This is a genomic window from Cupriavidus sp. DF5525 (assembly GCF_040149425.2).
Taxonomy (GTDB): domain Bacteria; phylum Pseudomonadota; class Gammaproteobacteria; order Burkholderiales; family Burkholderiaceae; genus Cupriavidus; species Cupriavidus pickettii_A.
On sequence record NZ_CP168266.1, the window covers coordinates 2,357,634 to 2,369,671 of the forward strand.

The window sequence follows — 12,038 nt, forward strand, 5'->3', positions numbered from 1 at the left end:
CATGCAAGATCTGCAAACCCTGCCGCCCATCGCCCAAGTGGTGCCCCACGGCGGCGCCATGCTGCTGCTCGACGCACTGGTGCAGGCCGACGACAACGGCTGCACCGCACGTGCGACGGTGCGGCCCGGGCAACTCTTCGTCGATCCCGCCGGCATGCCCGGCTGGGTCGGCATCGAATACATGGCGCAGGCCATCGCCGCGTGGGCCGGCGTGCGCGACCGGCGCGCGGGACGCCCGCCGGGCATCGGCTTCCTGCTGGGTTCGCGCCGCTATGAATGCGACGTGCCGGCCTTTCCCGTCGGCAGCGAACTCACGATCAGCGTGCAGGCGGAGCTGACCGGCGACAACGGCCTGGGCCAGTTCGCCTGCCGGCTGGCGCTCGATGGCCGCGAGGTCGCCCGCGCCAATGTCTCCGTCTTCCAGCCTGCGGATGCGCAGGCCTTTCTGCAAGGACAAGAGTTATGACCAATCCGACCGTGCTGGTCACGGGCTCGTCCCGCGGCATCGGACGCGCCATCGCCCTGCGGCTGGCCCGCGACGGCTATGACGTGGTGGTGCATTGCCGCGCGCGCCGCGAAGAGGCCGAATCCGTCGCCGACGCGGTACGCGCCTGCGGCCGCAAGTCCCGTGTGCTGTCCTTCGACGTGGCCCGGCGCGAGGAAGCCGCCGCCGTGCTGCTGGCCGACATCGCCGCGCATGACTGCTACTACGGCGTGGTTTGCAACGCAGGCCTGGCGCGCGACGCGGCCTTCCCGGCGATGAGCGGCGCCGAGTGGGACGAGGTGATCCACACCAACCTCGATGCCTTCTACAACGTGCTCAACCCGGTGGTGATGCCAATGGTGCAGCGGCGCCAGCCGGGCCGCATCGTCACGCTGTCGTCAGTGTCGGGGCTGGTGGGCAACCGCGGCCAGACCAACTACAGCGCGGCCAAGGCCGGCATCATCGGCGCCACCAAGGCGCTGGCGATCGAGCTCGCCAAGCGCGCGATCACCGTCAACTGCGTCGCGCCCGGGCTGATCGACACCGACATGGTCGAGCAGCACGTGCGCGACGAAGCGCTGCGCATGATCCCGGCGCGCCGCCTGGGCACGCCGGATGAGGTGGCCGCCACGGTGGCCTTCCTGATGTCGCCCGACGCGGGCTATATCACGCGCCAGGTGATCTCGGTCAATGGGGGCATGTTCGGATGAAGCGCGTCGTTGTCACCGGAACCGGCGCAGTCTGTGCGCTGGGCAATGACTGGGCCGCGGTGCGCAGCACCCTGGAATCCGGCCGCAGCGCGGTCGTGCGCATGCCGGACTGGGAAGGCATCAAGGGCCTGAACACGATGCTGGGCGCACCCGTGCCGCCGCTGGTGCTGCCGGCGCATTACACGCGCAAGCTGACGCGCTCGATGGGCAAGGTGGCGCTGATGTCGGTGCTGGCCAGCGAAGCCGCGTTGCAGGACGCCGGCCTCGTGGGCGACCCGCTGCTGGCCAGCGGCAAGCTCGGCATCGCCTATGGGTCGTCCACCGGCACCCCCGAGGCGGTCGCCGACTTCGGCCGCATGCGGAGCGAGCGCACTACCGAGGACATCAGCGCAACCACCTATATCCGCATGATGCCGCACACCACGGCCGTCAATATCGGCGTGTTCTTCGGCATCACCGGCCGCATCGTGACCACGTCGAGCGCCTGCACCTCAGGCAGCCAGGGCATCGGCTACGCCTACGAGGCGATCCGCTCCGGCCGCCAGGTGGCGATGCTCGCGGGCGGCGCCGAAGAACTCGACGCCACCGAGGCGGCGGTGTTCGATACGCTCTTTGCCACCAGCACCTGCAACGACACCCCGCAGGCCACCCCGCGCCCGTTCGACAGCGCGCGCGATGGCCTGGTGCTTGGAGAAGGCGCGGGCACGCTGGTGCTGGAGGAACTGGAGCACGCGCAGGCGCGCGGCGCGCGCATCCTGGCGGAGATCGTCGGCTTCGGCACCAACAGCGATGGCGCGCACGTGACCCAGCCCAAGGCCGAAACCATGGCCGTGGCGATGCGCCTGGCGCTGGAAGACGCGGGCCTCGAGCCCGGCCGCATCGGCTACGTCAACGCGCATGGCACCGCCACCGACCACGGCGACATCGCCGAATCGCACGCCACGCATGCGGTGTTCGGTCCTTCGATGCCGGTCAGCTCGCTCAAGAGCTACATGGGCCATACGCTGGGCGCCTGCGGCGCGCTGGAAGCCTGGATGACCATCGAAATGATGCGCGACGGCTGGTTCGCGCCCACGCTGAACCTGAGCACGCCCGACCCGCGCTGCGCGCCCCTCGACTACATCATGGAAACGCCGCGCCAGCTGGACGTGGACTACGTGATGAGCAACAACTTCGCTTTTGGCGGGATCAACACCTCGCTGGTGTTCCGCCGTTGGGAAGACTGAAGTCCTTTCTAGATTGCCAACCAACAAAAAGGAAGATCTTTGAAATCCGCTCTCTCTGTCGTTGCCATCACCCTGTGCGCCAGCGCCTTGCTGTCGGCTCCCGCGCACGCACGCGACACCAAGTACATGATGCCGCTGCAGGAAGTGCTCGACATGCCCGAGGCCAAGGAAAAGCTCGACGATTCCTTCCGCTTCTACCTCTCCGGCCAGAAGACCCCCAAGGTGCTGCAGCGCATGGATTCGGGCGTCTCCAACCGCAAGACCAACGGCGTGGGCAAGAGCGATGAAGACGGCTGCCGCTGGGCCGCGCTGTCGGCGCTGATCGCGCTGCAGGACACGGCCAAGTCGCAGGGCGCCAATGCGGTGATCGACATCGTCAGCTACTACAAGAAGAACGAAGTCGCCAGCCCGACCGACTACGAATGCCACGCCGGCGCCGTGGTGGTGGGCGTTGCGCTCAAGGGCACCTACGCCAGGATCGCGCAGTAATGACCACCTGGCTGCGCCTTGGGGGCGTGACGGAACTTGCCGCGCAGGCGCCCGACGCGCAGTCATGGATGTCTGAAGGCGAACTGGCGCGCCTGGCCGCGATGCAGGCGGCGCGGCGGCGCGGCCAGTTCGTCGCCGGCCGCTGGCTGGCGCGTGCGCTGCTGGCCGAAGCGTTCGGCGGCGCGTGGCGGGACTGGATGCTGACGGGCGGCGCCGATGCCGCGCCGGTGGTATCCGGTGGCGTGCCCGCGAAGCTGTCGATTTCCCACAGCGGCGACCTGGTTGCCTGCGCAGTGAGCGTCGCTGCGCTCGGACTCGATCTCGAACCGTGCCGGTCGCGCAAGGGACTGGATGCGCTGTATGACGCGATCACCACGGACGTCGAGCGTGCCGCGCTCGCCGACCACACCGCCGCTCCGGCGGATACCGTGCACCGGTTTGCGCATGCGTGGACGCTGAAGGAGGCGGGACTCAAGCGCCACGGCGGTGGCTTGTTTGCCACCATGCTGGGCCATGGGCTCGGGATCGAGGCGGCGTCGGGCGCGCAGGACGCCAATGCCTGTACGTGGCTGCACGACAACCACGTGCTCGCACTCTGTTCTGACGACCTGCGTGCCATGACCGCGCCGGGAATGCCCGTTCCCCGCTACTGGCGGCTCGTGCCCTCCGGCACCGCGCCGCTGCAATGATGAATGCCTGAACCGATGTCTGAACACTTTGCGTTCGATGCCGCCAACACCGCCACGTCGGTGGTCTTTGACGGCACGCCCCTGACCATCGAAGCGGTGGCCGCACTGGCGCACCGCCGCGCTGGTGCCATGCTGTCCGATGCGCCGGCCTTCCGCGCCCGCATCACGCGCGGCATGGCTTTCCTGGACCGGCTGCTGCAGGAGGACGGCCGCGTCTACGGCGTCACCACCGGCTACGGCGATTCGTGCGAGACCACGGTCCCGGTGGCACGCGCCTACGAGCTGCCGGTGCACCTGTACACCTTCCACGGCTGCGGGCTGGGCCGGCTGCTGGACGCCAACGAGATCCGCGCCGTGCTCGCCGCCCGGCTGGCCTCGCTATGCCAGGGCTATTCGGCGGTCAGCCCCGCGCTGCTGGAGCAGCTCGCCGCGTTTCTCGCCCATGACGTGCTTCCGTGCATTCCCGCCGAGGGATCGGTCGGCGCCAGCGGCGACCTGACGCCGCTGTCGTATGTCGCGGCGGCGCTGTGCGGCGAGCGCGAGGTGGTGTACCAGGGCCGGCGCCAGCCCGCCGCCGAAGCATTGGCCGCGATCGGCCGCGAGCCGCTGCGGCTGCGCCCCAAGGAAGCGCTGGCGATCATGAACGGCACCGCGGTGATGACCGGCCTGGCCTGCCTCGCGTGGCAGCGCGCCGCCAACCTGGCGAAGCTGGCCGCCACGCTGACGGCCGCCGCGGTGGCGGCGGTGGACGGCAACCCCTACCACTACGACGCCACGCTGTTCGACGCCAAGCCGCACCCCGGCCAGAAGCGCGCCGCGCAGCGCATCCGCCACCTGCTGGGCGACTCGCGCGCGCCGCGGCACGCCAACCGGCTGCAGGACCGCTACTCGCTGCGCTGCGCGCCGCACGTGATCGGCGTGCTGGAAGACGCGCTCGACTGGTCGCGGCGCTGGATCGAGACCGAACTGAACAGCGCCAACGACAACCCGCTGGTCGAACCCGACGAAGAGCGCCTGCTGCACGGCGGCCACTTCTACGGCGGGCATATCGCCTTCGCCATGGACGCGCTCAAGACCGCGGTCGCCAGCGTCGCCGACCTGATGGACCGCCAGCTCGCCACGCTGGTCGATCCGCGCTACAACAACGGGCTGCCGGCCAACCTGTCTGGCGCCACCGGTGCCGACGCGCCGCTGAACCACGGCCTGAAAGCGGTGCAGATCGGTGCCTCGGCATGGACTGCCGAGGCACTCAAGCACACCATGCCGGCGACCGCGTTCTCGCGCTCGACCGAATGCCATAACCAGGACAAGGTCAGCATGGGCACCATCGCCAGTCGCGATTGCCTGCGCGTGCTGGAACTCACAGAGCAGGTGGCGGCCGCGATGCTGGTCGCGGTGCGCCAGGGCATCGCGCTGCGCCTGCGCACTGGCTATACGCTGCCGCAACCGCTGCAGCCGCTGGCCGAGCGGCTGCAGGCGGAGATCCCGCTGATCGTGCAGGACCGCGCACTCGAACCCGAGCTGCGCCGCCTGCTGCAGGAAGTGCGAGAGGCGAAATGGTAAGTACCAGGAGGACCGCGCAATGAACGCAGTCAGTATCTTCTTCCTGCAGGCGATGCTGGTGGTCGCACTGCCCTACCTGCTGTGGCGCGGCGCCGGCCTGCAGTCGGTGTTCCCACTAGTCTGCGTGCAGGTGCTGGCCGGCATCCTGCTGGGCCCGTCGGTATTCGGGCAGCTCGCGCCGCAGGGCTGGACCGCGCTGTTCGGGCCCGACCACCTGCCGATGCTGTCCGGGCTGCAGTGGCTGGCGGTGACGCTGTTCTGCTTCCTGACCGGCCTGCACCTGCGCGAGGACAGCGTGCCCGCGCAATGGCGCGCGACCGTGCAGATCTCGCTGGGCAGCATCGCCGTGCCGTTCGCGCTCGGCGCCGCAGCCGGGTGGTGGATGATGGGAGCCGGCTGGCCGGTGGGCGGCGAACGCACCGATCCTTACTGGTTCGCCTGCGCCATGGGCATCTGCACTGCCGTCACGGCGCTGCCGGTGCTGGGCGCGGTGCTGCGCGAGATGCGCCTGACCGGCACGCCGCTGGGCCAGCTGGCGCTGCGCTGCGCGGCGGTCAACGATGCCTGGGTGTGGCTGTTCCTGACGGTGGTGCTGCTGCAGCACGGCGGCAATGACGGCGTCGCCACCGTGACCGCCCGTGCCGGGGCCTACCTGGCATTCATGTTCCTGGCGGTGCGCCCCGCGCTGGCCTGGCTGCTGCGCCGCCGGCCGCCCGAGACCGAGCTGCTGCTGGCGCTGGCACTGTTCCTGGTGCTGGCGTCGGCATTCCTGGGCGAGCTGGCCGGGCTGCACCACGTGATGGGCGGCTTCGTGGCCGGGCTGGTGTGGCCCACGCGCGAAGCCCAGCGCGTGCGCCAGCAGCTCGAACCGGTGACGGTGGTGGTGTTGTTGCCCTTCTTCTTCCTCGCCGCCGGGCTGCGTACGGAGATCTCGCTGCACAATCCCATGGCGTTGCTGATCGCGGCGGTGTCGCTGGCCATCGCCATTGCCGGCAAGATGGCCGGCGTGGCGGTTCCTGCGCGGCGCTCGGGCATGGGCTGGTCCGATGCGCTGGCGCTGGGCGCACTGCTGCAGACCAAGGGGCTGGTCGAGGTGGTGGTGCTGACCGTGCTGCTGGACGCACGCATCATCAGCACGACGGCGTTTTCCGGTTTGCTGCTGATGGCGCTGGCCAGCACGCTGCTGGCGCGGCCGCTCACGGTTCTAGTAGCGCGGGGACGCGTGCGTTGAGCGCCCCAGCGCGCCTGCTCACGCCGGCGTGACCGGCAAGCGCGCGATCTCCGCCCCCAGGTAGACGACTACACCCAACGGCCCGATCCGTCGGAGATGCTGCCGTTGCTGCAGCGGGCTGCGGCGACCGCCTGAGCGGCATGTGGGGCCGTGTCATGGCTGCGCGGCCCCGGCATGGCCCGCATTGGCAAGGATTTCCTCGACGAAGGCCACGAACGCGCGCGCCTTCGAGGTGGCCAACCGGCCTGACGGAAACACTGCCCACAGGTCGACCGGCGGCAGCGTCCAGTCGGTCAGCACCGCGCGCACGCGCCCGAGAACGAGCCGGCCTCGACCGCGCTGACATAGGTTTCCATCGCGGCAAGGCGGTCCATCGGCGAATCTCCGGGGGCCTGCGCTCAGTCCCGGTCCGGTGCGCCGGGCGGGAAGAACCCGCGGTACGGACGTGCGTCTTCCACTGCGCGCGCAAACGACGGCCGCGCCAGCAGCCGGCTGCGGTAGGCGCGCAAGTTGGCGCAATCCGCGGGGATCGGATGCACCCAGTCGGCATAGAACAGCGAGGGCGCCGCCGCGCAGTCGGCCAGCGTGAAGTCACTGCCAGCGGCCCATTCACGGCCGGCCAGCGTTTGTTCCAGCCATGCGTAGGCTGTCTCGAGCTGTTTGCGCGCCTCGGCCACGCCAAAGGCATCGCGATGCTCCTCAGGGCGGATGAAATCGAACACGATGCGCTGCATCGGCGTCATCACGTACTGATCGAAGAAACGGTCGAGCAGGCGGACCTCGAGCGCCGCGTCGGCCGATTGAGGCAGCCAACGCACCGGGCCGGGGTGATGAATCTCCAGGTATTCGATGATGATGCTGGATTCGAGCACGATGCGGTCGTCATCGACCAGCACCGGCATGCGCTTGAGCGGCCACAGTTCGGCGTGCTCAACCATGTTCTGCTCATGGTCGGGCGACAGCATGCGGAACTCGAACGGGATCGCGTTCTCGTACAGCGCGATCAGGACTTTCTGGCAGTAGGAAGAGAACGGGTGGGCAAACAGTTGCATGCGTTGTCTCCTGGTTTTGTGGTTGTACGCGGCCAGTCGGTCATCCCGCTGCCGCGAAGCGGTCGGTCGCGGCGATCAGCTGGTCGAGAATGCCCGCCTCCGTCCACGCATGGCCGGCGCCTTCGATCAGATGGAAATCGGCCTTCGGCCACGCCTGATGCAGCGCATAGGCATAGCGCACCGGGCAAGGCATATCGTAGCGGCCGTGTACGATGACACCGGGGATGCCGGTCAGCTTGTGCGCATCGCGCAGCAGTTGCCCGTCTTCCAGCCAGCAGCGGTGAGTGAAGTAATGATTCTCCAGCCGCGCAAAGGCCAGCGCAAAATGGCCGTCGGCATGCTTGGCGCTGTTGTCGGCATCCGGCAGCAGGGTGATCGTCTCCCCTTCCCACACGCTCCAAGCGCGCGCCGCTTCCACCTGCTTGTCCTTGTCGTCGCCGGTGAGCAGCTTGCGGTAGGCGGCCATCATGTTGCCGCGCTCGGCTTCGGGCACCGGCGCCTGGAAGCGCTCCCACTTCTCGGGGAACATCTCCGACACGCCGTACTGGTAGTACCAGTCCAGCTCTGCCTGCGATACCGTGTAGATGCCGCGCAGCACCAGCTCGCTGACACGCTCCGGATGCTTCTGCGCATACGCCAGCGCCAGCGTCGAGCCCCACGAGCCGCCGAACACCAGCCAGCGCTCCACGTCCACCAGCGCGCGCAGGCGCTCGATATCGTCCACCAGGTGCCAGGTGGTGTTGGCCTCCAGCCCCGCATGCGGCGTCGAGCTTCCGCAGCCGCGCTGGTCGAACAGCAGCACGTCATAGCGCGCCGGATCGAACAGCCGCCGATGGTCCGCCGAAATCCCGCCACCTGGCCCGCCGTGCAGGAACACCGCCGGCTTGGCGCCGGGCGTGCCGACGCGCTCGTAGTGGATGACGTGCCCGTCACCGACGTCCAGCATGCCGGTCTGATAGGGCTCGATTTCGGGGTAGAGGGTGCGCAGGGCGGACATGGGCGCGGGTCTCCGGAGGTCGGGATGCAACAGTGTACGCCGGTGGGGATAGCCTTGCGGTGGCCCTCGTCAGACGCGCTCCAGGACGCGATGAGGAGGCGGCGGCAGCCTGACGGCGATCACATCGCCAGCACGCACCACGCCACCCGCGATGACAATGCCCATGACGCCGGCCTTGCGAATCAGTGTGCCGTCGTCAGCCCGCCCTAGTACCTGTGCGAGCAAACCCGGCTGGAAGGCTTCGATCTGTGCGCAGGGATTGCGCAGGCCGGTCAGTTCGATGATGGCGCTTGCGCCCAGCTTTAGCTGCGTGCCAACTGGCAGCGCGTGCAGGTCGATGCCTTGCGTGGTGATGTTCTCGCCGAGATCGGCAGGCCCGACATCGAAGCCGGCACGTGCCAGTTCGGCGTGAAGCTCGGTGCCGATCAGGTGGACTTGGCGCAGGTTGGGCTGGGTCGGGTCGACGTGTACACGCGAGCGGTGCTTGACGGTCTGGCCGGCGTGGGCGTCGCCTTCTACGCCGAGGCCCGGCAGCAGCTGGATTTCGTCGCGCAGTTGCTTGGCGAAGTCATGCGTCGCGGAGCTGGCGACGGCGAGGATGGTGGCAGGGATGGTTAGACCGGGCGACATGAATACAAGCCTTGCTCAGTGTTCCGTAACTCTACACAGCAACAAGCGAGGCCGTCCATCCACAGTCCGGGGCACAGAGCAGACTGCAAAAAAACCGGCACCCAAAGGTGCCGGTCCTCTTACTGCCAGCGTTGCGCCATTCAGCGCCCCGCTCAGTCTTCCAGCTTCGGCAACGAAGCACTCACCTTCGTCGACAGCAGCCCCGACTTGGCATATGTCTGCAGCTTCTCGCGCGTATCGACGATATCCAGCGTACGCATCGTCAGCTGACCGATCCGGTCCAGCGGCGTGAACATCGACTCGCCCTTCTCCATGGTCAGCCGTTCCGGCTTGTAGGTCAGGTTGGGCGAGGTGGTGTTCAGGATCGAGTAGTCATTGCCGCGGCGCAGTTCGATGGTGACTTCGCCGGTGATGGCGCCGGCCACCCAGCGCTGGGCGGTTTCGCGCAGCATGATGGCTTGCGGGTCGAACCAGCGGCCCTGGTACAGCAGGCGGCCCAGGCGGCGGCCGTTGTCGCGGTACTGCTCGATGGTGTCTTCGTTGTGGATGCCGGTGATCAGGCGCTCGTAGGCGATGAACAGCAGCGCCAGGCCCGGGGCTTCGTAGATGCCGCGGCTCTTGGCTTCGATGATGCGGTTTTCGATCTGGTCGCTCATGCCCAGGCCATGGCGGCCGCCGATGCGGTTGGCTTCCATGAACAGGTCGACGCTGTTGGCGAAGGTCTGGCCGTTCAGTGCAACCGGCTGGCCTTCCTCGAAGCGCACGGTCACTTCTTCGCGCTTCACTTCCACGTCATCGCGCCAGAACTGCACGCCCATGATCGGCTGCACGATGCGGATGCCTGAATCCAGGTGCTCCAGGTCCTTGGCCTCGTGGGTGGCGCCCAGCATGTTGGAGTCGGTCGAGTACGCCTTTTCTGCCGACATCTTGTAGTCGAAGCCGTTCTGGCGCATGAACTCGGACATCTCGGCGCGGCCGCCCAGTTCGTCGATGAACTGCTGGTCCAGCCACGGCTTGTAGATCTGCAGGCCGGGGTTGGTCAGGAGGCCGTAGCGGTAGAAGCGCTCGATGTCATTGCCCTTGAACGTGCTGCCATCGCCCCAGATATTTACCCCATCTTCCTTCATCGCGGCGACCAGCATGGTGCCGGTGACGGCGCGGCCGATCGGGGTGGTATTGAAGTAAGTGATGCCGGCGGTGGAGATGTGGAACGCGCCGCACTGCATGGCAGCGATGCCTTCGGCCACCAGTTGCGTGCGGCAGTCGACCAGGCGGGCTTCCTCGGCGCCGTAGGCCTTGGCGCGGCGCGGGATGTCGTCGTAGTCGGGCTCGTCCGGCTGGCCCAGGTTGGCGGTGTAGGCGTAGGGGACGGCGCCCTTCTGGCGCATCCAGAGGAGTGCCGCGCTGGTGTCAAGGCCGCCGGAGAAGGCGATTCCGACGCGCTGGCCGGAAGGAATGTGCTGAAGGATGGTAGTCATCGCCAGAAAATCTAAGTGAATTTGTCGGCTCTTGGGCGGGCTTCCACTGCGCGCGCCAGGGCGGCGGGAAGCACGGCGACGCGGCCGGCCGAGTCACGTGCCGAGTCAGTGCCAAACGCGAATTGTGACACGGCAACGCCCACGCGCCAAACGGCGGGGCAGGCCAGGGCGGCGCAGCCACCCGTACTGCAGCGTCCCTGAGCGTTGAAATCCCGCGAACGCGCCTTTAAAAACTCTCGACTGGTTCGCCTGGAAGCCCCTCCCTATACTCCGCCGCATTGTCGTTCGAAAGCGGAGTCATCATGCTGCATCGCGCCCTGGCAGGGGTCCGTGTCCTGGACCTGTCGCGCATCCTGGCCGGTCCCTGGTGTACCCAGAACCTGGCCGACCTGGGCGCCGAGGTGACCAAGGTCGAGCACCCGCAGCGGGGCGACGATACCCGTGGCTGGGGTCCGCCCTACCTGGAGTCGCCCGGCACCGAGGACGATGCCCGCCTGTCCGGCTACTTCATCTGCTGCAACCGCGGCAAGCGCTCCGTCGCGATCGACTACGGCACGCCCGAGGGTGCGGCGCAGGTACGCGAGCTGGCGCGCGAGGCCGACGTGCTGGTTGAGAACTACAAGGTCGGCACGCTGCGCCGCTACGGGCTGGACTACGACACGCTCAAGGCGATCAATCCGCGCCTGGTCTATCTGTCGATCACCGGCTTCGGCCAGAGCGGGCCGATGGCGGACAAGCCTGGCTATGACTACGTGTTCCAGGGCATGGGCGGGTTGATGAGCTATACCGGCCAGCCCGACGGCACGCCTGGCGCCGGGCCGCTGCGCACCGGCGTGGCGGTGGTGGACCTGAGCACCGGCATGTATGCGACCTCGGCCGTACTGGCCGCGCTGTACCAGCGGCAGGCGACCGGCATGGGCACGCACCTCGATATCGCGCTGCTCGATGTGGCGGTGGCGATGAACGCCAACCAGGCCGCCAACTATCTGGTATCCGGCCAGAACCCGCAGCGCAGCGGCAACGCCCATCCCAACTGCGCACCTTATGAAGTGTTCCGCTGCGCAGACGGCCACCTGATCCTGGCGATCGGCAATGACGGCCAGTTCGCGCGCTTCTGCACGGTGGCTGGCCTGGCTGAACTGGCGCAGGACCCGCGCTATGCCACCAACTCTGCGCGCATCGAACACCTGCCGGCGCTGCGCGCGCTGCTGACCGAGGTCTTCGCCACGCGCACCCGTGCCGCATGGACCGAGGCCTTCGATGCCAACGGCGTGCCCTGGGGGCCGATCCACACCATGGATGAGGTCTTCGCCCATCCGCAGGTGCAGCACCGCGGCCTGATGCAGGTGGCCGAGCACCCCGTAATGGGACGCGTGCCGATGGTGCGCAACCCGATGCTGGCGGGGCACGACGGCCCGCTGCCACCGCTGCCACCGCCGCCGCTGCTCGGCGAGCACAGTCCGGCGAGCTGACCAACACCACAAGACCG

Annotated in this window: 12 protein-coding genes and 1 pseudogene; 8 read left to right on the top strand and 5 right to left on the bottom strand. The window is 68.1% G+C overall.

What is annotated here, in order from left to right:
- Position 1: 1 nt before the first annotated feature.
- The 7 genes from ABNX08_RS31965 to ABNX08_RS31995 are packed head-to-tail and all read left to right on the top strand — an operon-like array spanning position 2 to position 6,392.
- Positions 2–466, top strand: coding sequence for a hotdog family protein (locus ABNX08_RS31965; RefSeq protein ID WP_022539808.1), 465 nt, complete (start codon positions 2–4; stop codon positions 464–466).
- Positions 463–1,194: a 3-oxoacyl-ACP reductase FabG gene (fabG, locus tag ABNX08_RS31970; RefSeq protein ID WP_022539809.1), complete on the top strand. Its 732-nt coding sequence runs from the start codon at positions 463–465 to the stop codon at positions 1,192–1,194. The genes ABNX08_RS31965 and fabG overlap by 4 nt, the downstream gene beginning before the upstream one ends.
- Entirely contained in the window at positions 1,191–2,420 is a 1,230-nt protein-coding gene (locus ABNX08_RS31975; RefSeq protein ID WP_022539810.1) for a beta-ketoacyl-ACP synthase, read from the top strand. Before fabG ends, ABNX08_RS31975 begins: the two co-directional genes overlap by 4 nt.
- A 39-nt stretch (positions 2,421–2,459) precedes the next feature.
- On the top strand, positions 2,460–2,909 hold the full coding sequence (locus tag ABNX08_RS31980) for a hypothetical protein (RefSeq protein ID WP_022539811.1): 450 nt from the start codon (positions 2,460–2,462) through the stop codon (positions 2,907–2,909).
- The gene (locus tag ABNX08_RS31985; RefSeq protein WP_022539812.1) at positions 2,909–3,598 is read left to right on the top strand and encodes a 4'-phosphopantetheinyl transferase superfamily protein; all 690 of its coding nucleotides are present in this window, start codon (positions 2,909–2,911) and stop codon (positions 3,596–3,598) included. The genes ABNX08_RS31980 and ABNX08_RS31985 overlap by 1 nt, the downstream gene beginning before the upstream one ends.
- A gap of 15 nt (positions 3,599–3,613) precedes the next feature.
- Positions 3,614–5,161 carry a histidine ammonia-lyase gene (gene hutH, locus ABNX08_RS31990; protein ID WP_022539813.1) on the top strand — a complete coding sequence of 516 codons (1,548 nt, stop codon included), beginning with the start codon at positions 3,614–3,616 and terminating at the stop codon, positions 5,159–5,161.
- Positions 5,162–5,180: 19 nt separating this feature from the next.
- Positions 5,181–6,392 (top strand): cation:proton antiporter, encoded by a 1,212-nt coding sequence (locus ABNX08_RS31995; protein ID WP_022539814.1) that lies wholly within the window; start codon positions 5,181–5,183, stop codon positions 6,390–6,392.
- A 153-nt stretch (positions 6,393–6,545) separates the two neighbouring features.
- Here the strand turns inward: ABNX08_RS31995 and ABNX08_RS32000 are convergent.
- The 5 genes and pseudogenes from ABNX08_RS32000 to argG form a co-directional block, all read right to left on the bottom strand.
- A pseudogene (locus ABNX08_RS32000) lies at positions 6,546–6,716 on the bottom strand (LysR family transcriptional regulator); the annotation flags it as partial.
- 74 nt (positions 6,717–6,790) lie between these two features.
- Positions 6,791–7,444 carry a glutathione S-transferase family protein gene (locus ABNX08_RS32005; RefSeq protein WP_022539816.1) on the bottom strand — a complete coding sequence of 218 codons (654 nt, stop codon included), beginning with the start codon at positions 7,442–7,444 and terminating at the stop codon, positions 6,791–6,793.
- A gap of 40 nt (positions 7,445–7,484) precedes the next feature.
- A complete protein-coding gene (pip, locus tag ABNX08_RS32010) occupies positions 7,485–8,441 on the bottom strand; it encodes a prolyl aminopeptidase (RefSeq protein ID WP_349605167.1) in 957 nt (318 codons plus the stop codon).
- Between the two features lie 69 nt (positions 8,442–8,510).
- On the bottom strand, positions 8,511–9,071 hold the full coding sequence (locus tag ABNX08_RS32015; protein WP_022539818.1) for an MOSC domain-containing protein: 561 nt from the start codon (positions 9,069–9,071) through the stop codon (positions 8,511–8,513).
- A 152-nt stretch (positions 9,072–9,223) separates the two neighbouring features.
- The gene (gene argG / locus ABNX08_RS32020) at positions 9,224–10,549 is read right to left on the bottom strand and encodes an argininosuccinate synthase (RefSeq protein ID WP_013954052.1); all 1,326 of its coding nucleotides are present in this window, start codon (positions 10,547–10,549) and stop codon (positions 9,224–9,226) included.
- 302 nt (positions 10,550–10,851) lie between these two features.
- On the opposite strand from argG, the gene ABNX08_RS32025 reads away from it, so the two are divergent.
- Positions 10,852–12,021, top strand: a complete 1,170-nt coding sequence (locus ABNX08_RS32025; RefSeq protein WP_022539819.1) for a CaiB/BaiF CoA-transferase family protein — start codon at positions 10,852–10,854, stop codon at positions 12,019–12,021.
- Positions 12,022–12,038: the final 17 nt, after the last annotated feature.

Excerpts from the sequence above, each read along its gene's own strand:
- ABNX08_RS31965 (WP_022539808.1), top strand. The coding sequence starts at position 2 with ATGCAAGATCTGCAAACCCTGCCGCCCATCGCCCAAGTGGTGCCCCAC.
- fabG (WP_022539809.1), top strand. The coding sequence starts at position 463 with ATGACCAATCCGACCGTGCTGGTCACGGGCTCGTCCCGCGGCATCGGA.
- ABNX08_RS31975 (WP_022539810.1), top strand. The coding sequence starts at position 1,191 with ATGAAGCGCGTCGTTGTCACCGGAACCGGCGCAGTCTGTGCGCTGGGC.
- ABNX08_RS31985 (WP_022539812.1), top strand. The coding sequence starts at position 2,909 with ATGACCACCTGGCTGCGCCTTGGGGGCGTGACGGAACTTGCCGCGCAG.
- hutH (WP_022539813.1), top strand. The coding sequence starts at position 3,614 with ATGTCTGAACACTTTGCGTTCGATGCCGCCAACACCGCCACGTCGGTG.
- ABNX08_RS31995 (WP_022539814.1), top strand. The coding sequence starts at position 5,181 with ATGAACGCAGTCAGTATCTTCTTCCTGCAGGCGATGCTGGTGGTCGCA.
- ABNX08_RS32005 (WP_022539816.1), bottom strand. The coding sequence starts at position 7,444 with ATGCAACTGTTTGCCCACCCGTTCTCTTCCTACTGCCAGAAAGTCCTG.
- pip (WP_349605167.1), bottom strand. The coding sequence starts at position 8,441 with ATGTCCGCCCTGCGCACCCTCTACCCCGAAATCGAGCCCTATCAGACC.
- ABNX08_RS32015 (WP_022539818.1), bottom strand. The coding sequence starts at position 9,071 with ATGTCGCCCGGTCTAACCATCCCTGCCACCATCCTCGCCGTCGCCAGC.
- argG (WP_013954052.1), bottom strand. The coding sequence starts at position 10,549 with ATGACTACCATCCTTCAGCACATTCCTTCCGGCCAGCGCGTCGGAATC.
- ABNX08_RS32025 (WP_022539819.1), top strand. The coding sequence starts at position 10,852 with ATGCTGCATCGCGCCCTGGCAGGGGTCCGTGTCCTGGACCTGTCGCGC.